The sequence below is a fragment of the Microcystis sp. M061S2 genome, from assembly GCF_020245605.1.
Lineage (GTDB): Bacteria > Cyanobacteriota > Cyanobacteriia > Cyanobacteriales > Microcystaceae > Microcystis.
Genome location: NZ_JADBUP010000140.1, coordinates 1 through 21,459 on the forward strand (window position 1 = coordinate 1; position 21,459 = coordinate 21,459).

The window sequence follows — 21,459 nt, forward strand, 5'->3', positions numbered from 1 at the left end:
TCTGAGAGAATCGTGCTTCAAAACCTTGCGTCTTCATGGTTCCGCGTCCTGTAGGGGCGAAGCATTCGGACAATAACTTATCGGTGAAACCGTAGATTTTCTATCCGAATGCTTCGCCCGTACTTTTTCAGCAAACCCTATTTAGCGATTTTATGCCACTTAATCCTTATTTTTGCCGTTTTTAAACCCTCAAAAATCAATTATGCCAGAGGTCTACCAAAAAAAATCAATCCTAGGACAAGTAATCTGTTAAAATGATAATCCAGACGCAAACCCTGTGGAGAGGTGGCAGAGTGGTTGAATGCGGCAGACTCGAAATCTGCTTTAGGGTCACACCTAACGTGGGTTCAAATCCCACCCTCTCCGTTGAACTGATAACTTAGTGCTGTCGTTAACGGTCTTAAGAGATATAGCGTTACTGTGGGTGGTTTCCGACTGGTGACTAGATTTAGACAACAAAAATCGACCCTGATTGTGAAGAGTAAAAGCTTTTCTAATCTCCTTAACTTCTTTACTTTTTCATGGCCAGGGTCAAACCATCACCAATAGGAATAATACTGATATTTACCCGTTCATCCTGCTGAATTTTGGCATTAAGTGAACGGATAATTTTGGTGCGATTATCGGTGCTATCGGCCGCCGCTACTCGTCCTGACCAAAAAACATTATCGATAGCGATAATTCCGCCCCTTCTGACCAATTGTAACGCCTGTTCGTAGTAGCGATCATAATTACTTTTATCGGCATCGATAAAGACAAAATCAAAACTATTACTTTCTCCCCCGGCGATTAATTGATCTAAAGTCTCCAGGGCCGGGGCAATTCTTAAATCGATTTTATCGGCGACACCGGCCTGCTGCCAATAACGGCGGGCTATACTGGTATATTCTTCGCTTAGATCACAGGCGATCAGCTGGCCTTGGGGGGGTAAAGCTAAGGCCACCACTAGAGAACTATAACCGGTAAAAACCCCTATTTCTAGGGTTTTTTTCGCCCCGATCGCCTGTACTAAAAAAGCCATAAACTGACCTTGTTCGGGGGCAATCTGCATGACTGCCAGGGGTTGAGAGGCAGTTTCTTGACGTAACTGAGCTAAAATCGGGGGTTCTCGCAGACAGATAGATTGATAATAGGAATAAAATTGTCGATCAAGTCCAAGAGTTTGATTAGCCATAAAAAAATTCCTAGTGAATGGGTTGATCGGGTAAAATTCTGGGTAATCTGAAGCCAGAGAGAGTGCATTGGTTGACCAAAAAGGAAGACTTGGCAGGAAGCAAATCATGATGAAACCCGACTCGGAGCATTTCTTTAACGAAGATCTCGAACAGTTGTTAGAGAGTTTAGAAGACAAAGACACCGACGGTGACGAGGCTCTAGACGAACTCAGCTTTTTATTTGAGCAGATTTCCCCTCCAGCGGCGAGGTATGGGGCTTCTCTTGACCAAAACCTGTCTTTCTTGCCCTTAGAACAGGAATTAGAGGAACTTTTTGGCGATAGCATCAATTGGGAAGAAGCCGCCACTAATGATCTTCATTCTACCCGTGGGACTGCTGCCAAGTCAGAAGCCGAAGATTGGGATGATCTGGAATCGCTGCTGCTAGAAAATGCAGCGGTTCGGGACTCAGAAGCAATTATAACCATCAGCAACCCGAATTTTTACGACAGCCTCGAAGACTTAGAAGCTTTTCTGGAACAACCCACTCCACCGGCGCAATCGCCACTGCCAGACATCTTTGAATCCCTAGAGGTCATCCTCTGGGAATCCACAGCAGGGGAGCCGCTGGCCGCGGTGGAATCTCTCCAAGGGTTAGAATCACTGGAAATTGTCCCAGAAAGCTCCCCAGAGGATGAATTCAAGGATTTAGAAAAACTCCTCGAAGAAACCAATCAGGTGATGGCAGCAAATCCGGCGGCCAGTTTCAGTCCACCGGTCGGGTTAAATAACCTGCGTCCCCTTGTCGGTAAAGCTTTTGAACAGACGACGCGGGTACCGATCAAACAATTGGATAACCTCAGCAATCTGATCGGGGAACTGGTGGTTAAACGCAATCGCCTTGAACAGGAACAGGATCGCCTGCGTCTCTTTTTAGATAATTTGCTTAACCAAGTCCAAAATCTCAGCGATGTGGGCAGTCGGATGCAGGATCTCTATGAAAGAAGCCTCCTAGAAGGGGCTTTACTGGCTAGTGGCAATGCTGGCGGTGCCATCGGTTACGGTAGAGTTAAGGGAGAAAATCAGGGCAATTCGGCTATGACCGGGCAACTAGATGCCCTAGAGATCGACCGTTTTACCGATTTCCACTTATTATCCCAAGAGATGATCGAATTGATCGTGCGAGTGCGAGAATCGGCCTCTGATATTCAATATGTCGTCGATGAAACCGATCAGGTGACGCGCAGTCTGCGACAGGCTACCACCCAACTACAGGAAGGGATGACCAAATCGCGCATGGTTCCCTTTAGTCAAACTGCCGATCATCTACCCCGGGCAATTCACGATATTTCCCTGAAACTGCACAAACAAGCCAAATTAAAAGTGGAAGGGGGGGGTGTTCTCATCGATCAGATGATCCTTGAACATCTCAATAGTCCCATGATCCATCTGGTCAACAATGCGATCACCCACGGCATTGAATCACCCCAAGAACGCATGGCCAAAGGCAAACCCGCCCTCGGTACGATCTCTGTCCGGGCATTCCTACAGGGGAATCAAACCGTGATCACCGTTAGTGATGATGGGGCTGGTATTGATGCTAATCGGGTTAAACTTAAGGCGATCGAGAAAGGCCTGATCAGCGATAGGGAAGCTCAAAACCTCAGTCCCCAAGAAGTCTATGAAATTCTTTTTCATCCCGGTTTTAGTACCAAAGATCAGGCCGATGATTTTGCCGGTCGTGGGGTGGGTTTAGATGTGGTGCGAACCAGTTTAATCGATGTGCGCGGGACCGTTACTATTGACTCGGTACTGGGCAAAGGAAGCACTTTTACGATCCGTTTACCCCTAACCCTGAGTATCTGTAAGGCCCTCTGTTGTGTTAGTAATCATGCGCGCATCGGTTTCTCCATGGACGGAGTGGAAGATATGAAGGATTTCCGGGCCAGGGATATCCAAATAGATGGGCAGGGACGGCCCTGCGTTTTCTGGCAAAATACTTTACTACCTTTCCAACCCCTGAGCGAGTTGCTTTCCTACAATCGACAACTTAGTCGCGGTAGTTTTTACACTGGCAAGCCGGAGGAAGACTCTTTTTCGATCGTGATCCTGCGCGGTGGTAATCATCTCCTCGCGGTACAGGTGGATAAAGTGATCGGTGAACTGGAAATCGTCATCAAACAGATCGAAGGACCGATTCCGAAAACGGCTGGGATTGCTGGGGCGACGGTTTTAGGGGATGGTACGGTGATGCCCGTCGGCGATGTGTTAGAGTTAATCGACATCGCCAGGGGTCGTCTGCGTATCGATAACGGTGGTCTTTGGCGCCAATCTGCCTCCCCTGTAGAGGTGGAAACTAGCCAAAAATCCGAGGCTATGGTTCTGATTGTCGATGATTCGATTACGGTTCGGGAATTGCTCTCTTTAAGCTTTATTAAAGCTGGTTATCGTGTGGAACAGGCCCGGGATGGTCAAGAAGCTTGGGAAAAATTACGCGGCGGTTTGCCCTGTGATATCGTTTTCTGCGATATCGAAATGCCCCGCATGAATGGCCTGGAATTACTGTCTAATTTGCAAAAAGACCCCCGATTAGCGGCGATTCCCGTGGCTTTGTTGACTTCCCGCGGATCTGAACGTCATCGTCAGGTGGCGGCGAAATTAGGGGCTAGTGGTTATTTTACCAAACCCTACACGGAAAGAGATTTACTCTGGGCAGCCGAAAGAATGATTGCAGGAGAAGTATTACTAGCTAATAGTATTAAAGTGACTCCTAATCAGCTTTCATCCTCCGATACAACATTAATTGATAGTAATCACCCTAATTTTTGGACATAATCGAGTCCTCTGATCTTGATTGTCGATGATTCGGTAATGGTGCGGGAAATGTTAGCGGTTTCTTTGGTTAAAGCTGGTTATCGCATCGAACAGGCCCGGGACGGTTTAGAAGCATGGGAAAAATTACGGGACAGATTAGCTTGTGATCTGATTCTCGGCGATATCGAAATGCTTCGCCTGAATGGGTTAGAATTGCTCTCTCGTCTGCAAGAGGATGAACAACTTCAGGGGATACCAGTGGCAATGATTACCTCGCGCGGGGCGCGAAAAATGCAGCATCTCGCCGCCGCTAAAGGAGCAAAAGGTTATTTTGTCAAGGCCTATATTGAGGATGTTTTACTGTCGGCAGCCCAACGTTTAATCGCTGGTGAAGTATTAATCCAAAAAGAAAGTCCCGCGGATTAGCTGAGGTTAACTTGCTAATTTGAATTGGGTTTCTGGAAAATCATTAAATGTTGTTGGGGCAAAGTCTCGATGATTTCTTCTGGCAGTAAACCGACAGCGGCCATTTCTTTTTCTACCTGTCTGCGGGTCATTTTATGAAGGGACTTGATGGGAATCAGAGGATTTTCACGACGGTATTCTACTAATACCACCCTACCATCGGGTTTTAAGGATTTGACCAGATTTTCCATCATCTCGCGGGGACAGGAAAACTCGTGATAAGCATCGACCATTAAAGCTAAATCGAGCGCATTTATAGGCAATTTAGGATCGGTTTCTGTGGCGAGAATTGTGGTGACATTCTTAACTTGATTTTCCTCGGCTAAAAAATCAATTGCCCCTAGCATTTCCGGTTGCACATCGACAGCGAAAACTTGTTCTACTAAATTCGCCATAGGAAAACTAAAATAACCTGTCCCCGCGCCGATATCTGCTACTATATCTGTGGGTTTTAAATCTAGTGCCGTGATCAGATCATCGGGTTTTTCTGTGAAACGGCGACTAGGACGTTCTAACCATAACATTTCTTGGTGTCCCATGACTTTAGCGATTTCCCGTCCTAGATAAAATTTACCGATACCATCGCGACTATGAAGCGATCGAATCTGATAATATTCCTCTGGCACTAAAACTGAAGCATCGTAGGTAAAATTTAATAATCCGAAACTACAGCAAAGCAGTATTAGGCAGGTGACGATAATAATAGTTCTTTTGATCATCATGAGAAACCCAGTGGCGTATCATTGAAATTAGCTGCAGATCATTGTACCAAGACATCTTAACAGAAACACCTATAGCGGTTTTCCCAGAAGTGAGTCCCGATTGAAACCTCTATCTATCAAAGTATTTACTATACCTCATTAGACTGAAAACCGTTATAATCAATCTATAATAAATCGCATATGCGTATCGATTAAAGGTCTTCGTCACCCGATTCAGCAAGAGATGATGGTTAACTGGCACTTACGAGCAAGGATAAAAACCGTTTTTCCCAACCAGTCTATCCTCTTTTGATTATCTTGACAGTTATCTTAATAGTGAGGTACGAAGTCTCTGGTTTTAGGGAACGGCAGAACTGCGGAACAGTAGCTGTTCGTCCAGAGATGATGCCAAATACCGTCATACTTCATCTTTATGAGAAACGCTCTAATCAGGGTGAGGGTTTTTGCTTGTTGTCGCCACTGCTTGTCAATTTACTTTACAATTCTGGTAGTTTTTGATAACATCTTGGTAAAATGTTCGTGGTTTTCTCCCAGCTAGGGGACGGCTTATATCAAGGATTATCCTAGTGTAAGCAATCTTCTCGGATTTCCAGAAAACATCGCCGATTAACCTGAAATTTATGGGCATCTTAGATGAGCAATCTTGGTGGAAGTGATTTTGTATTTTTTAAACATTTTAACCTCACAAAAATCTTTTGTCTTGAGGAAGCCATCTTGACCTACTATCCTAAAACCAGAAAGAAAATAATCAAATAAATAACCGCAATGAATCAAGAGAAAAATCGGTAAACTGGAAAAAACTGTTATCATTTACCATCCTTCAATACAATAATTAGTCTGTTTAATTCCATGCCAAAAACTGAGCCAATCCAAGTCATTATATCGAAATTTAAAGATACTACTCTCTGGTTACTATTTTCCCTATCGGCAATCGTCCTGCTCTGGAAATTAGGACAGAGGAGTTTAGAAGATTGGGATGAAGCCATATATGCACAAATTTCTAAAGAGATTGTAGAAAATGGTGACTGGATAACTCTACATTACGGATATGTGCCTTGGTTTCATAAACCCCCCCTATTTATGTGGTCAACCGCTGCTTTTTTTCAATTATTTGGGGTTGACGAATTTTGGGCAAGAGCGGCTTCGGCTTTATCAGGAGTCGCCTTAATTGCTATTATCTATTTGATTGGTAAAAAAGTTTATGGATATTGGGCAGGAGTTTTTGCCTCGTTGATTTTGTTGGCAAGTTATCAATTTGTCAATTCTGCTCGGTTTGGTACCACCGATATGATGCTGACATTCTTTCTATTTCTATCACTTTACGGTTATCTTCATCTTCGCCAAGGCAATCAAAAATGGTGGTATTTTATTGGTACTGCTTGTGCCTTAGCTTTTATGGTTAAAGGTTTTGCTGCCATTGTTGCACCAGCTGCCATTATGATAACGCTATTAATTGAAAGGCAGTTATTAACTACTTTTAAATCGAAACATTTTTGGCTAAGTATTGTCTTGGCTACCTTGATAATTCTTCCCTGGCATTTAACAGTGCTACTACAGCATGGACAGGCTTTTTTGGGGAAATACTTAGGTTATCATGTGATTGAACGGGCAACCCGCCCCCTTGAGGGAAACAGTGGAGACTTTCTCTCATATTTCCGAACAGTTATTCGATTCTTTTTTCCTTGGGTTTATCTAATTCCTTTTGCATTTATCGTCAGCGCAAAAGATACTTTAAAACCCCATAGCTCGTCGAGAATTCTAATGGTTTTCTTTCTGGTGGTTTTTGGTCTATATAGTTTGGTATCAACCAAATTAAGCTGGTATATTCTTCCCCTTTATCCGATTTTTGCAATTTTTATCGGTTATTTATTTCAAAAGGCACAAGCTTCTTCTACTGCTCGTTCGTGGATATTGATTAGTATCGCAACTGTAGCTTTAGTTATTTTCCCTTTAACGCCGCTAAAAATTGTTGGTATTATCAGTCCTTCAGTTAAACAGATAGTAGCAGTTTTCTGTTTTGTGATCGTAGCAACTCTACTCGTTCTCATTTTACTGAAAAGGCTTACTCCTAGGTCGGCGACTATTTTACTATTTGCAGTTTTTGTCTTTTCTGGAATCAGAGAAGTTAGAGGACTTTATACTGCAAGAGTAACCCCCCTATCTGCCTTAGCACAAGTGGCAGAGCAAGAGGATTTTAATAAGAAAAATCCCTTAATAATTGCTAAGTTATCTGCTGATCTTAATCATCCCAGTGCCTTATTTTATAGTAATAGACCGATTTGGTGGGTGAGGAGTGCCGAAGAACTTAAAACTGCCGTCAATAGCGATAAAAATCATGAAATTATTATGAGTAAAGAAGATTTTGAGAATTTATCTTCCGACTATAAAATTCAAGTATTATCCGAAAAAGCTAGTCTAGTTTATGCTAAAATTTATCCTAAGAAATTTCCTGAAATAAATAAGTAAAAAATCTATTTTATAGATAATACTTTATTTAATTCTGTAGCTTGAGATTGCTAAAATACAGGATTAGATAATGAGGAAAAATTTTAAAATCTTCTGCCTGCCTGATCATGAATATACTTGTTAGTCTTGCTCGATTACATAGAAAACAACTTAGTTTCGCCCTTCTGGTGTTTTTGATTATAGGTAGCACTTGGTTAGCTTTCTTATTCGCTCCAGAAAGAACAAATGATGGTCTTGTTCATTTATTTTGGAATAGTTTTTGGGCAGAGCAAGTTAAGTCTGGAGATTTATTCCCAAAATGGTATGCTCAAGGCTATGGAGGCTACGGAAATGCTGCATTTTTATTCTATCCTCCTCTTTTAAGATATGTAGCTTTTCCCTATCATTTGCTCGGATTTTATCCAGTTGTTGCTCTAAGATTTACGGTGCTAACTATTTTACTCATCAATATAATTAGTGCCTCAACTCTAGCAATGTATTTATTCAAAAAAAAGAGCATAGTTTACTATCAACTAATTATTATTTTAGCAATTAATCCTTACCTATTTTACTGTTTATTTTGGCGCGGAGCATTAGCAGAATGTTTAGCCATTGCTTTAATGCCTTTTTTTATTGTCGCTCTTTTAAAAATATCGAATGTAATTACTTTCGCCAATGGTTTAGCGCTAACAATCACAACTTCTTTGATAGCACTAGCTCATCTACCTAGTCTGATTATTATATTTTTTCTGTTTGGTATTTATTCGCTAATTATCCTGTTTAAAAATAGAAATTTTCGAGATTTTTGCTGGCGGATTCTCTTTTTTATCATCGGCATAATTGTTTCTTTTCCTTACCTAATTCCTGCGGTTTTTAATTTAAAGGAAATTCGTCAACCGATAGGAACTTCCCTGGGTGATTGGGTGGCTTTTGGTAATAACTTTTATCAAAATCGACATACTTTTATAATTAGTCTCATTTTCAGCATCTATCTAATTATCTATATCTTAAGTATTCGATCAGTTTGGCAGAGAAGAAACAAGTTAGAAAAATTTGATTTTGATCCGGTTGCTCTCATAGTTTTATCGGGCCTGAGTATATTGATGATTTCACCTCTTTCTTTACCACTCTACAAAATCATTTTTCCCTTGCAAAAAATCCAGTTTCCCTTTCGCTTTATTGCCGTGGCAGCGGGCCTAGTTTCTACTTTGGCAATTCTCTCTATTTCTGTGAATTTTAAACAGTTCAAAAAACGCCTTTTAGTCAGCTTGTTAGTCATTGCTAGTTTGTCTATTCCCCATTACCTTTTATTATCAAGTGTCCTAACTCCTGTTTACCAAGATTCCCTGGCCAAAGAACAACTCAATAACTTAATTAATGCCAGAATTAAACAGCCATCTTATCAATCCCAAAGAATAGCAACGGCAAATTTTTTACCAGTAGAACCAATTAAAGTCGGAGGTAAAGGATTTAATCTAGCGGCTGGTCTCTTAATTGTTCCAGATGTAGTAGATTATCTTCCAGCTGCCCTCAGTGAGAAAACACCTTTCTGGAAATTTCAAGGTAATACCGTTTCTCCTGCTCAAGGTTATCAAGACCATTATGTTCGCAATGGTGACGGTCAATTAGCTATGGTCAAAGCTTCTTTATATAATCGTATTTGGGATTGCGAAATCGTTTCAGATACTCAGGTTGATCTGGGAATTACTTATTTTAGTCGCTGGCACTTTGAAACTAATCCCAAAGGAATGATTAGCAGTCAGGGAATCTCTCAGGACGGCTTATTTACTCTGCAATTAAAACCGGGAAAATACCAACTAATTGCTCAATATCGTGCTTAACTAAAGGGAAAAAAATAAATTCCCCGTCCGGGACAGGGAAAACATCTATCTTGATCAACAAAACAATTAATCCAAAAATCCCATTAAAGTTTCGGGATCATCGATTTCATTGGAAGCAACGGGACGATTACCCATGACTGTATAGGTTTCGCTAATGTGCAGATGACTGAGAGCGATCGGACGATTGCCAGAAATCGCTAGAGTGCTACTGACTTCCATACCGCTAGAGCCGACAGGACGCAATCCACCGACGGAAGAATAGGTACTAACAATTTTCAGATGGCTAACTTCCACGGGACGGCCTCCGGGTAACATTTCATCTTCCGTGAAGTGAAGATGGCTAGTACCAACAGGACGATTTTCGGGTAAGCGATGTTCAGGTTGATAGAATTTTAACGCTTTGGAAGCCGATTCAGCGTTGTTTTTCACCGAAAGGGCGACCACTTCTTTATCTTTGGCGGTTTTAGCCGTAGTAGCTTTACCGCGTGTGCTGGTCTTTTCTTCTGTGGTTGCTGGGGTTTGAGTCCCGTTCGTTTCTAGATTTTCCACCGTCATAACCTGATACTCCTTTCCGTTAATAGCTTCGGGGAAACGATAAGATTTAAGTTTAGGGTATTCTCGAAGACTTTTAATCTTTTTTTAAAATCCTCTCTAATATTAAGATACATCTTTCTTTCCCAAAACCCTATAAGTGTTGGTAATTTGATTGTTGACACTCCCCGCCGTAAAACGGACGGGGATTCTTGGTTCAACGACAGGGCTTAAAAATCTAAAGGAAGTGTAACCTTCACCGTTCGGCTGAGCTCACGGCCGAAGCCCTAGGACCCAATATCCCATCTAAAGATGCCAATATCGAGCCAGTGGCAATAGACCCCTAGCGGCCTTATCTCCCCAAGCGTAGATTATACTATGCGGGTATGCCCTATCCTACAGTTTGATTTTTCAAGGTTATGGGTGCTAGTTTTCGGTACTCGTTAGAGTCCATGGGTTTTTTAAGAGGTTATTCGCACCTCTGTGCAAGGAAGCCCAACCACTAGCATGAGCGTCCGTGTGTTTTTTATACCGCTTACGGGCGGTTTAACTTAAAGGAGGGTGCTTTTAGTCCGCCGATACCGTAGTCTATTTACAACACAATGTCAAGACCTAATATCTTACAAGTGAGACTTTCTGACGAAGAACTAGAAAAACTAAAACGGTATGCTCAACAAAAACAAATTTCTGCTGCCGAAGTTGTCAGGGATTGGATTAAAAATCAACAGTAATCAAGCAGCCCTAAAAGGGGCGGGGTTTTCAACCCAAATTTCCGATAATTTATCTCAAATGTCGGGGTGAATATCCTCGCGCTTAGTGACGGGATAAAACCCCGACTAATATAAAACAGGGAAGCACGATTAAAAATAAGTGTCCAGTCTCCTGACAAAATCTGGAATAACTTCTTCTTTTAAGGGTCTTGACCTACTTAGGCCAAATAGCTACTATAGCAGTTTTCATCAGAATGAGGTATGGGCAAGGGGCTTAAACCCCTTGTTGGCAAAACTTGTCGATACCTCAGTAACGTCAAAAGCACTATATATTCGTCCATTGATTGAAAACGCTGGCGCTCATTTAATTTTTCTTCCACCTTATTCTCCTGATTTTTCTCCTCTTGAAAATTGTTGGTCTAAAATTAAGCAAATTTTGAAAACATTGGAACCTCGCAACTATTCAGAACTCAGGCAAGCAGTTTGTGGTGCTTTAAGCGCAATTACCCTTAAAGATATTCATGGCTGGTTCACACATGGTTGCTATTGTAATTCCCCTTTTATTGACACTTCCCAGTCACCAGTACTTACCTCATCCATGTGAAAACCGCTATAAGTTCTCTACCAGAAGAAACGGTAAATCTGACAGAATTAATCAAGGAAATTATAAAAATTCTTGATAATCAAGGAGAAAGGATTTGGGTAGAATCCCAAGCAGGTGAAGGGGCAACTTTTTATTTTACTTGGCATAAAAATACTCCTAGTTAAACCCCAACTAAGTTGAGAACTGTGGTTTTTCCTCCTCTGTTTTAAGATGGGTTTTGACCTAATAAACGTCAGTTCGGGATAAGGGAATTTTGCCATAGCTTCCACGAAAGAATAGGAGTTTCAGGCTACGGTAGCATCAGGGTTTTAGCTTATCCCGAACTGAGGTTAATAAGCTCTCAGCTAAAACCAGAGGAGAAAGACCAATTCAGACTTGAATTGGCGTATTTTTAAGTCAGAATCAGCACAATTATCGGATAGAGTTTTTAATTTCTTCCCAAGTAATTATCTGATCGGGATTTCTTTCATAATCATCAACTTAAAAAGATTTAATCGTGTTTAAAGATTCGGTAACGTGAGCTTTAAAATCTAACATAGAATCAAAAATATGTCTGACGATTCCCTCTTTATCAATGATATAGGTAACTCGTCCGGGGATGACAAATAAGGTAGAGGGAACACCGAATAATTTCCGCACTCGGTTATCGGTATCACTTAAAAGGGTGAAGGGAAGATTATATTTTTGGGCAAATTGTTGATGGGATTGGGGACTATCGGCACTAATCCCAATAACTTCCGCACCCGCATCGGTAAACACTTCATAACTATCGCGGAAAGCGCAGGATTCTGCGGTACACCCCGGAGTATCATCTTTGGGATAGAAATAAATTACCAGGGATGTTTTACCGATTAAATCGCCGATCTTAACCGTTGCCCCTGTTTGGGAAGGGAGAGAAAAATTGGGAACTCGATCGCCTACTTTTATAGCTGCCATAAGATTAATTAATTGATAGATAATCGTGGATAGGGTAATACTTTACATTCTAACCTTTTTTGGCCTTTTGTTTAGCCCGTTTAGCGGCAGCTTTGGCCGATTTTTCAGCTTCAATGCGTTTTTGTTCGGCTTTTTGCTTTTCTTCGTCTAGTTTTTCTAGATAATAGTGATAATCTCCGGCATAGACAATTAATTCGCCATCCCGAATCTCGACAATTTTGTTAGCTACCTGGGAGATAAAATAACGATCATGGGAAACAATTAAAACCGTGCCTTCATAAACTTTTAAAGCCGATTCTAACATTTCCTTGGCGGGAATATCGAGGTGATTAGTGGGTTCATCGAGAATCAATAAGTTAGCGGGAGCAAGTAACATTTTGGCTAAAGCAAGACGTGCTTTTTCGCCACCACTCAGGGATTCTACTTTTTTTAATACCGTTTCCCCACTGAATAAAAATCGCCCTAAAAGACTGCGAACTTCCACATCTTTCCAATCGGGAACTTCATCATGAATCGTATTTAAAACGGTTTTAGTTAGGTCTAAAGCTTCCGCTTGGTTCTGCTCAAAATAACTAGGAATAACGTTATGTTTACCGATTTCAATCGAGCCTTCTGTGGGTGATTCTAACCCAACAATTAAACGTAAAAGCGTGGATTTTCCTGCACCATTTGGTCCCAAAAAAGCGACTCTATCGCCTCTTTCTATTTCCAGATTTGCTCCCAAAAAGAGAATTTTATCATCGTAAATGTGAACAAGATTTTTGATAGTTACCACTTCTCGACCACTACGCACTGCTGGAGGAAACTGGAATTTTAAGGTACGCACATCGGCGATTGGTGCTTCAATTTTTTCCACCTTTTCTAATTGTTTTTCCCGGCTTTTTGCTTGGGTGCTACGGGTGGCACTGGCCCGGAATCTATCCACGAAAGCCTGCTGTTTTTCTAGTTCTTTTTGTTGACGTTCGTAGGCACTTAACTGAGCGGATTGTTGTTCGTATTTTTGCTGTAGGTAGGCAGAATAATTACCTAAATAAGTGGTAGAAACTCCCCTTTCAGTTTCGACAATTTTGGTACAGAGGCGATCGAGAAATTCCCGGTCGTGGGAAACTATGACCATGGGAGTGGTTAAATCCTTGAGGAATTTTTCTAACCATTCAATGGTTTCTAAGTCTAAATGGTTAGTTGGTTCATCGAGGAGTAAAATATCGGGAGTTTGTAGGAGAATTTTGCCTAAACTCATCCGCATTTGCCAACCACCACTAAAGGAACTTACCAAGCGATCGCCGTCATCAATAGTAAAGCCCATTTCCGGTAAAATTTTCTCGATGCGTGCTTCTAATCCGTAACCATCTAATGCCTCAAATTGTCTTTGTAGGCGATCCAATTGATGAATTAAGCGATCTAATTCTTCGGGATCGGCTTTTTCCATGTGCTGGGGAATTTCTATTAGTTGATGGTGGACTTGATTCGCTTCTTGAAACACCGTCCAAAATTCCTCGCGTACCGTCCGACGGGGATCCACTTCAAATTCTTGGGTAAGATAGCCGATATGGAGACTGGTAGGACGGATGATCTCTCCGGCGGTGGGTTCCACTTCCCCCATAATAATCTTCAGTTGGGTGGATTTTCCGGCCCCATTGACTCCCACCAACCCGATGCGATCGCCAGTTTTTACTTCCCAAGTGACATCTTTTAACACTTCTCCCGTCGGGTAAATCTTACTAATTCTCTCTAGTCGTAGCATCGTTGATTTTTCTCCAGTCCTAGGCCGGTGAGGCAGTCCGCCTTTATTGTAACATTTAGTTAAGCTTTATCTGGTCTTTGTCAAGTTTTCTCGATTGAGCCACCTGACACTATTTTTTATTTGAAAGAGATAATAATGCTTAATCCCTACCCCATAAAAAAAGAAACTGCTAGTTTGATCACCAGAGATGGAATTAGTTTAGCTGCCGATATTTATCGTCCCGATAGTAGGGAATCTTTGCCCATTTTACTAATGCGACAACCCTACGGAAAAATGATCGCTTCTACGGTGGTTTATGCCCATCCTAGCTGGTATGCACATCAGGGTTATATTGTGGTAATTCAGGATGTCCGGGGACGGGGAAACTCGACGGGAAATTTTAATTTATTTGCCCATGAAATTAGCGACGGATTAGAAACTATTGAATGGGTTTTAACTATTCCTAATAATACGGGTGTGGTGGGAATGTATGGTTTTTCCTATCAGGGAATGACCCAATTATACGCGGCTGCCAATGGTCATGCTGCTTTAAAAACTATTTGCCCGGCGATGATTGCTCACGATTTATATCGAGATTGGGGCTATGAAAACGAAGCATTTAATTTACAATATAATCTCGCTTGGGCAATACAATTAGCGGCGGAAACAGCTAGATTAAAAGGCGACGAAACAGCCTATCAAAAACTCTGGGTAGCTTCCCGAAATTTACCCCTTTTTGATCCTATTGCAGCCTCTCCCCAAATTCTACAAGATTTGGCCGCCGATTCTTTTTATCACGATTGGATTACTCGTTATCTTCCCGATGACTATTGGCAAAAATTATCACCGCAACACCTTTTAAAAAATATCGATTTACCGATGTTACATATCGGGGGTTGGTTCGATCCTCATCTCCGGGGAACTTTGAGTTTATACGAAGAAATGCAAAGTCGTTCTATCTATCCCCAACGGCTAATTATTGGTCCTTGGACTCATCTACCCTGGGGGAGAAAAGTAGGAGAGATAGATTATGGTCAACAGGCAATTAGTCCCGTGGATAAAATGCAGCTGCAATGGTTTGATTATTTCTTAAAAGGTCAGGAAACGGAGTTATTAAAAAATCCTCCTATGTATCTATTTCAAATGGGGTCTAATCAATGGCGATATCTGGAGAAGTTTCCCAGAGAAAATCAGCAAATTTATTATCTTGCTAGTCAAGGTTTAGCCAATCTGCGCGAGGATGAGGGGAAATTAAGCGCGATTTTGTTAGAACCTGCGATCGAAGATACCATAGTTCACGATCCTTGGCGACCAGTGCCATCTTTAGGAGGTCATAGCGCCCTACCGGGGGGAATATTCGACCGCACCATGCTAGACTGTCGCAGTGATCTGATTACCTACACTTCTCCCCCCCTAGAGAAAGATTTAACGATTTTGGGTAGTCCCCGTCTGGATTGTTATTGTCAAGCAGATGCGGTTAGTTTCGATATCTGCGCGGTGGTTTCTCAAGTTACCCCCGATGGTCGAGTTTTTAATATCACTCAGGGTTATAAACGGGTAAATAACCCCGAATCGCCCCTAAATATTGCCCTACAGGCCACTTTTATCACTATTCCTCAAGGTCATAGCTTGCGTTTGAGTCTCAGTGCCTCTTGCTTTCCTGCACATCCCGTCAATGCGGGGACGGGCAGCTATCCCCACGCGAGTCGGGCGATCAATTTTTCTATTATCACAATTAAGGTTTTTTGTCAAGGAAATTTTCCTGCAAAATTGCTATTACCTTTAGTCGGGGAAAGCTAAACCGCTGCGGGGATCGCGAATGTATAAACCTAACACCAGGGAGGAGATAACCGTATCCCAGACGGGGGTGAATTTTTCCGCATCATCGACCCAATAATCCATAGTAATTAAACATTGAACTCCAGAACCAATGCCCACGGCAATGCGCGAATAAGCTGGCCGATTTTCTTGGGGGTCGATGAATTGAATTTGCACCCAAACAATGCGCGCAGTTTGGCGTTTTTCTTGGATAACTTCGCCGATTTCGTGAGGATTGCGGCTATCTTCACGAGCTAATTTTTTGACCATTCCTTTCAGGGGTAATTCTTTCCAATCTCCGGGGGGAAGTAAATTATAGGAAACCTCTAAACGACAATCATCATCGGGGGGTTTTCTATCTAAAAAACGAAAGGAATTATCATCGGGTTCAAAATGCCAATCTTGAGGAACTTCAAAGCGAACTGCACCGCGACCAGCTACAAAAATACTGTTACCCGGACTAGATTTCCAGTTATGATCTGGATTTAAGTCGAGGGTTTCTTTAATCCATTGCAGATTGTGTTTTTTCGATTTAGCCATAGGTGTAATCCTGCGATAAGAATCGGACTATAGCTGTCATTATACAGGCTTTTTCCTGAGAATTAACCAAAGCTTCTGTCTTCACCCTTAGGATAACTGCTGCATAATTTTTAAAAATCCCACAGCACAGGATTATCATCTAAGAAATCAGTTACCTGTTTACCAATATTATCAATTAATTTTAGGTCTTCTGGGGTTAAATTAATTGTCATTGCTTGAGCGTTATTAACTGCTTGAGCGGCATTTCTTACCCCAGCAATTGCATTAGTTTGGGGTTGCTTAATTAACCAAGCAAGAGATAATTGAGCTAGGGAACAATTATAGCGGTTAGCAATCGGTTCTAATTGATTTAAAGCCGCTTGTATCCTCTGAAAGTTTTCGCCATGAAAGAGTTTATTTTTAATTCTATGATCCTCCGCTGCCAACTGATAACCATTTCTAAATTTTCCTGTTAATAAACCTTGGGCAAGGGGAGAATAGGCCAGAATAGAAATATTATTCTCTATACAATAGGGCATAATTTCCTTTTCTACCGAGCGCCAAAAGAGAGAATAGGGAGGTTGAATACTCTCAATTCTGGCGTATTGACCAGCTTCTTCCAGTTGAGAGCGGGAGAAATTGGAAACCCCTATAGCGCGAATTTTTCCCTGTGCTTTCAGATAATTAAGAGCGGCCATAGTTTCAGAAATAGGCACTATTTCCGTGTTCCATGAGCCACTAGGCCAATGAATTTGATAAAGATCGATATAATCAGTTTGGAGGTTTTTTAAAGAGTGATCACAAGCTGCGATAACTTGCTCATATTTAAGGTGATTAGCAAAAACTTTGGTGGCATAAATTACCTGTTCTCGCACATCGGCCAAAGCTTGAGCGACAATCGATTCCGAGTGACCTTCCCCGTAGATTTCGGCTGTATCTATAGTGGTAATTCCTGCCTCAAAAGCGGCACGAATAGCCCTAATACTTTCCTCATCTTCAATACCTGCCCACATCTTTTTTCCTGCTTGCCAAGTACCCACGAGAAGGGGGGTAATTTCTATATTAGTCTGACCGAGATAGCGTTTTTGCATAACAGTTTTTTTGATGGGTTAAGTATGCTTAGGGTTTTAGTCGAGTTTAGGGTTTAAAATCTCAGCTAAAGAGGACTAAAGTGACAAGGATAAAAACCTTTACCAGTAGGGGTGTAAAGAACAAACTTAATAAGCCACAAAAAAGACCTAATAAGCAGGTACTGAGGCTAATTATTTCGCCGTGAACATTGTAGCTAATCGACAGGGAGATTAGGGCTAGAGTAAGGAGAAAAATCATAGTTTTCTTTCCTGAGTCTCTTGAGCAGAAAAGCCGTGACCGCTCACGACTTTTTGCCGGTTCTATATCTATTATTAGCTCGATTACTTAACCAATGACATCCGGTTAAAGTAAACTTTTTTAACGGAAAAGATTAAAAAATCCGTTGAAAAAGCCTGTCAGACCGGTAAAGGGACTTAAAACCGTGCCGAGGGTGTCGGTGGCAGAGGCCAGATTGCTACGTGGACTGATTAGCCCGACGCTTATCAAAGTCTCCTGCGGTTAAAATTGCCTGATTGAGGGGGGTATTGGGAGGAACTTCAATTGTCCCCGGTTTTTTCACCTCCCCGACCACTTTCACGTTAATGGTTTTAGGGGCAAAACTAGCCGATGCTAGGGTTTCTGATTCCTTGGACGAGATTTCAGTAGCGGTGGGGATAATCACCGTATCCCCTTCTTGAAGAAAGATATCGCCGGTCATATCACCTTTTTCGAGCAAACTCCAGAGAGCTACGGGGATTTTCTGCTGGGAACCGTCACGAGTATAACGCAGCACCTGCACCTGTCGGATATCGGCGAGAGGTTTGATGCCTCCCGCTTGTTGGATAGCTTGGGTTAGTCGGGCCGGTTTCCTGGTACCGCCGCGATCTAGGTCATTATTATTGTTATTATTATTGTTGGCAGTGGGGACAATACGATGGGACCCCGGACGATAAACTTCTCCCACCACAGTAACATTAATTTCTCGATCGCTATCTAGTCCAAAATTGGCATCGGCTAATTGATTGACTTCCCCGACGCTAAGGGTCGTTTTGGTGGGAATAACGATGCTATCGCCATCTCTAAGGCTAATATCTTGGGTTGTATCGCCTTTTTGGATTAATTGCCAGAGATTCGCTTGAATTAGCTGTTATTGTCCCTTGAGGTTGCGTCGGATTTGAACTTGACCAATATCGGCCACCGTAGTCACTCCCCCCGCTTGCCGGATTATTTCGGTCAATAAGGGCGTTTTTTGGCTTTGTTCGGGGTTAATTGTATAGGTACCCGGACGATTGACTTCCCCCGCGATGGCGATTTGCAGAGGCCGGGGGGTGAGAATGCTAACAGTAACCACGGGACGTTTGAGATAGGTGGCGTAACGTTTGGCCAAGGTTTGGCCGGCTTCGGTGACGGTCATTCCCTCCACTTTGACGCTACCAATCAGAGGTAAAGTCAGGGTTCCATCGGCTAAAACAAGGAAATCGCCGCTTAAATCCGCCACTTGGTAGATGGTGACGCGCACTTTATCCCCTTCTCCTAGGGTGTACTCTTTGCTTTCTGCGGGGATAGGAGCAATCGCCTCTTTAGCGGGTGCAGGACTACTCGGAGGAGTGGCTTGGACTGGGCGAGCCTCTAAGGAAGTTAGAGGGGCAATAGTGCCGATAATTAACAGATAACGTAGGGATTTACTGATTAAATCCTGTAATTGGTTGCTATTTAACATGATCAATAGGATTAATTTTATGGTTAACATTGGCGATCAGTGTAGCACAAATAGTCGATCGCCTATGGAAACCCCCTGTAATATCGCATCTATCGAGAGTTACCGCTAACTGTAAGATAGTTTTAATGATTGCCTGTATGTAAAGGGGTATATTAATTTTATGACAGCTACTAGCACAATTCCCGATTTTTGTCAAGGGATAAAATATTTTGGGGGTTCCTTACCCGAATTTGATAAATATGCAGGAAAAGCCGCTATTGCTGAGGGAAAAACCGCTATTATTGCCGCTAATGACCCGAATGCTATCTATCAAACCCTCCTAGCCGCCGATGCTTTGCGTTACCTCACCCTACAAATCACCGCTACCAAAGAATCGGGACACCCCGGCGGTTTTGCCAGCGCTGCCGACGTGATTGCCTCTTTGATGATGTTAGGCCAAAAAAATATTTTCACCGAAGTGGGCCATCATGCCCCTGGTTTTTATAGTAACGTCTTTCTCGATCGCTCTCTCGAAGCCATGGGCATCAGCAACGTCAGCGAATTGGGAGAACGTTTTCGGGAAAAACACGGACTTTTAGGGCATCTTTCTGGACAAATCCCCGGACTGCTCGGGCCCGCCGGTCCTTTGGGCCAAGGCCAACATTTTGCCATGGCGGCGGCCAAATTACACCCTAATACCCTTTTCCCTGTGACTATCGGGGATGGTGGTTTAGGAGAACCCTACATTATGAGTAGTTTTGGTCATTTTCACACTGCTTACCCAGAAATTACCAATTTTCTGCCGATTTTAGTTTGGAATGGCTATTCCCAAGAACACCATAGCATGGTGTCCCTGAAAACTAACGCCGAAATGGAAGCCTATTGGCGCGGTAATGGTTTCGAGGAAGTGATTCTCATTAATGCCAAAGACTTCGATGATGCTAATCAAAATGGGGAATATGTAGATAGCACCAAATTCTCTTTTAACCAGCGTCTGGAGTTCATGAAAGCGGTGTTAATGGCCACGGATAAAGCCGCCCAATTAGCCCTAGGTGGTAAACTAACGGTGATCATTATTAAACAACTTAAAGGGGCGGGAGTTCACAAACGGGGAGCAGCTTCTCATAATCTTTATCCAGGCGATTCTTTAGAAAAAGATTATATCGTTACTGCCTTACAAGAACGCGCTTTACCCCCTGAAGCTTGGGCAATTGTTCGTACTAATTTCGAGCGCTCTGGAGGCGGTCCGGCAGCGGAAACAGTGGTAACGGAAAAAGTCTTCCCGCTGCCGGATTTAGGAACCTTACCGATGACGGAATATACTGTGGGTGGTGATAAAAAAGTGGCCACCACTGCCATGGGGGAATTAGTGGTAGCTGTGGGTAAAGCTGACCCCAATTTTGTTGTCACTAATGCTGATGGTAATGCCGCTTCGGGAATTAATAATATTAACGTCGGTTTAAAGATTATTCACCCCACCACCGATGATACCTATTTTCAAGCACCTAATGGTCAAGTTTATGAGCCTTTAAGCGAGGATGCCTGTGCTGGATTAGCCGTCGGTTTATCTCTCTTGGGAGCGCGGACTTTATGGTGTTCCTACGAGTCTTTTGCTATCAATGGTTTACCGATTTGGCAGACTGTAACCCAAGCGATGGCCGAGTTACGTCGTCCCACCCCTTCTACTATTACTTTATTTACCGCCGGAGCCTTAGAGCAAGGGCGGAATGGTTGGACACACCAACGCCCAGAGATTGAAAATTATTTCGCCGCTATGATGCGAAATGGTAATATTTTCCCTCTCTTTCCCTGCGATGCTAACAGCATTCAAGTCTGTTATGAATGGGCGTTAGGAACTAGCAATAAAGGCATTACAATCACCGCTAGTAAATCGCCTTTACCGGTGCGAACCACTTTTGAGCAAACCCGTCAAGCTTTAGAAAAAGGCGGCGTAATTCTCCAGGAATCGGAAGGCAGTAAAAAAGTCGTTTTTGCCGTCATTGGTGATATGACTTTATTGCCCGTCTTTGAGTCTGCACAACAGTTAGAAGCGGCGGGAATCGGCGTAAAAATCGTCTCGGTAATTAATCCCCGTCGTCTCTATCGTCCTAGCGATGTGATGAGTGAAACTAGCTCGGCAGCTGATAATAATTTCCTCGATGATATTGGTTTTGACAGTCTCTTTGCCGGTGATGCTTTAATCGGAGTAACCGGTGGTACAAGCGCCATGTTAGAACCGATTATGTTACGCAGTAATGCGCGTCGGGATGTCTTCGCTTGGAAACGGGGAGAAACCACCGCTAGTGCTGGGGAAATTATGGCCTATAATGGCTTAACTGCCAATGCTTTAACTGCGCGTGCTACCCAGTTATTAGGTTAAGTTCCCAGTTAGTTTTTTTTGATTACT

The 21,459-nt window shown here is 42.6% G+C and carries 13 protein-coding genes, 1 tRNA gene and 3 pseudogenes; 9 read left to right on the forward strand and 8 right to left on the reverse strand.

The annotated features are described in order from the left end of the window. The first annotated feature begins 279 nt into the window (after window positions 1-279). A tRNA-Ser gene (locus tag IM475_RS20620) sits at window positions 280-366 on the forward strand. A 145-nt stretch (window positions 367-511) separates the two neighbouring features. Here the strand turns inward: IM475_RS20620 and IM475_RS20625 are convergent. Further along, window positions 512-1,174 carry a class I SAM-dependent methyltransferase gene (locus IM475_RS20625; RefSeq protein ID WP_287657300.1) on the reverse strand — a complete coding sequence of 221 codons (663 nt, stop codon included), beginning with the start codon at window positions 1,172-1,174 and terminating at the stop codon, window positions 512-514. Between the two features lie 106 nt (window positions 1,175-1,280). Between IM475_RS20625 and IM475_RS20630 the strand changes: the two are divergent. Next, window positions 1,281-4,394, forward strand: a pseudogene (locus IM475_RS20630) (hybrid sensor histidine kinase/response regulator). A gap of 14 nt (window positions 4,395-4,408) precedes the next feature. On the opposite strand, the gene IM475_RS20635 reads toward IM475_RS20630, so the two are convergent. Further along, on the reverse strand, window positions 4,409-5,152 hold the full coding sequence (locus IM475_RS20635) for a class I SAM-dependent methyltransferase (RefSeq protein ID WP_502845927.1): 744 nt from the start codon (window positions 5,150-5,152) through the stop codon (window positions 4,409-4,411). An 852-nt stretch (window positions 5,153-6,004) separates the two neighbouring features. Here IM475_RS20635 and IM475_RS20640 point away from each other — a divergent pair. Both IM475_RS20640 and IM475_RS20645 read left to right on the forward strand, forming a co-directional pair. Beyond that, window positions 6,005-7,621 carry an ArnT family glycosyltransferase gene (locus tag IM475_RS20640; RefSeq protein WP_287728957.1) on the forward strand — a complete coding sequence of 539 codons (1,617 nt, stop codon included), beginning with the start codon at window positions 6,005-6,007 and terminating at the stop codon, window positions 7,619-7,621. A gap of 107 nt (window positions 7,622-7,728) precedes the next feature. Further along, entirely contained in the window at window positions 7,729-9,441 is a 1,713-nt protein-coding gene (locus IM475_RS20645; protein ID WP_287728958.1) for a putative glycosyltransferase family protein, read from the forward strand. A 66-nt stretch (window positions 9,442-9,507) separates the two neighbouring features. Here the strand turns inward: IM475_RS20645 and IM475_RS20650 are convergent, their stop codons facing one another. After that, the gene (locus tag IM475_RS20650; RefSeq protein ID WP_287657294.1) at window positions 9,508-9,996 is read right to left on the reverse strand and encodes a hypothetical protein; all 489 of its coding nucleotides are present in this window, start codon (window positions 9,994-9,996) and stop codon (window positions 9,508-9,510) included. A 578-nt stretch (window positions 9,997-10,574) separates the two neighbouring features. On the opposite strand from IM475_RS20650, the gene IM475_RS20655 reads away from it, so the two are divergent. The 3 genes and pseudogenes from IM475_RS20655 to IM475_RS20665 all read left to right on the forward strand — a co-directional run bounded on the left by IM475_RS20655 (window position 10,575) and on the right by IM475_RS20665 (window position 11,450). Further along, complete coding sequence (locus IM475_RS20655; protein ID WP_287657292.1) at window positions 10,575-10,703, forward strand: YlcI/YnfO family protein; 129 nt, start codon at window positions 10,575-10,577, stop codon at window positions 10,701-10,703. A 313-nt stretch (window positions 10,704-11,016) separates the two neighbouring features. Continuing rightward, a pseudogene (locus IM475_RS20660) lies at window positions 11,017-11,116 on the forward strand (transposase); the annotation flags it as partial. A 166-nt stretch (window positions 11,117-11,282) separates the two neighbouring features. Further along, the gene (locus tag IM475_RS20665; protein WP_287659363.1) at window positions 11,283-11,450 is read left to right on the forward strand and encodes a hypothetical protein; all 168 of its coding nucleotides are present in this window, start codon (window positions 11,283-11,285) and stop codon (window positions 11,448-11,450) included. A gap of 316 nt (window positions 11,451-11,766) precedes the next feature. On the opposite strand, the gene IM475_RS20670 is transcribed toward IM475_RS20665, so the two are convergent. Then, window positions 11,767-12,222: a peroxiredoxin gene (locus IM475_RS20670; RefSeq protein ID WP_287659364.1), complete on the reverse strand. Its 456-nt coding sequence runs from the start codon at window positions 12,220-12,222 to the stop codon at window positions 11,767-11,769. A 49-nt stretch (window positions 12,223-12,271) separates the two neighbouring features. Next, window positions 12,272-13,966, reverse strand: coding sequence for an ABC-F family ATP-binding cassette domain-containing protein (locus IM475_RS20675; RefSeq protein ID WP_287728959.1), 1,695 nt, complete (start codon window positions 13,964-13,966; stop codon window positions 12,272-12,274). 135 nt (window positions 13,967-14,101) lie between these two features. Here IM475_RS20675 and IM475_RS20680 point away from each other — a divergent pair, with 135 nt between their 5' ends. Then, on the forward strand, window positions 14,102-15,745 hold the full coding sequence (locus tag IM475_RS20680) for a CocE/NonD family hydrolase (RefSeq protein WP_287728960.1): 1,644 nt from the start codon (window positions 14,102-14,104) through the stop codon (window positions 15,743-15,745). On the opposite strand, the gene IM475_RS20685 is transcribed toward IM475_RS20680, so the two are convergent. From IM475_RS20685 to IM475_RS20695, 3 genes and pseudogenes are all read right to left on the reverse strand, one after another. Further along, a complete protein-coding gene (locus IM475_RS20685; protein ID WP_012266834.1) occupies window positions 15,728-16,303 on the reverse strand; it encodes an Alr1449 family protein in 576 nt (191 codons plus the stop codon). The genes IM475_RS20680 and IM475_RS20685 overlap by 18 nt on opposite strands. A gap of 110 nt (window positions 16,304-16,413) precedes the next feature. Continuing rightward, entirely contained in the window at window positions 16,414-17,373 is a 960-nt protein-coding gene (locus IM475_RS20690) for an aldo/keto reductase (protein WP_287728961.1), read from the reverse strand. 358 nt (window positions 17,374-17,731) lie between these two features. After that, window positions 17,732-19,103: pseudogene (locus tag IM475_RS20695) on the reverse strand (polysaccharide biosynthesis/export family protein). A 130-nt stretch (window positions 19,104-19,233) separates the two neighbouring features. On the opposite strand from IM475_RS20695, the gene IM475_RS20700 reads away from it, so the two are divergent. Further along, window positions 19,234-21,432 carry a phosphoketolase family protein gene (locus IM475_RS20700; protein WP_287728962.1) on the forward strand — a complete coding sequence of 733 codons (2,199 nt, stop codon included), beginning with the start codon at window positions 19,234-19,236 and terminating at the stop codon, window positions 21,430-21,432. Window positions 21,433-21,459: the final 27 nt, after the last annotated feature.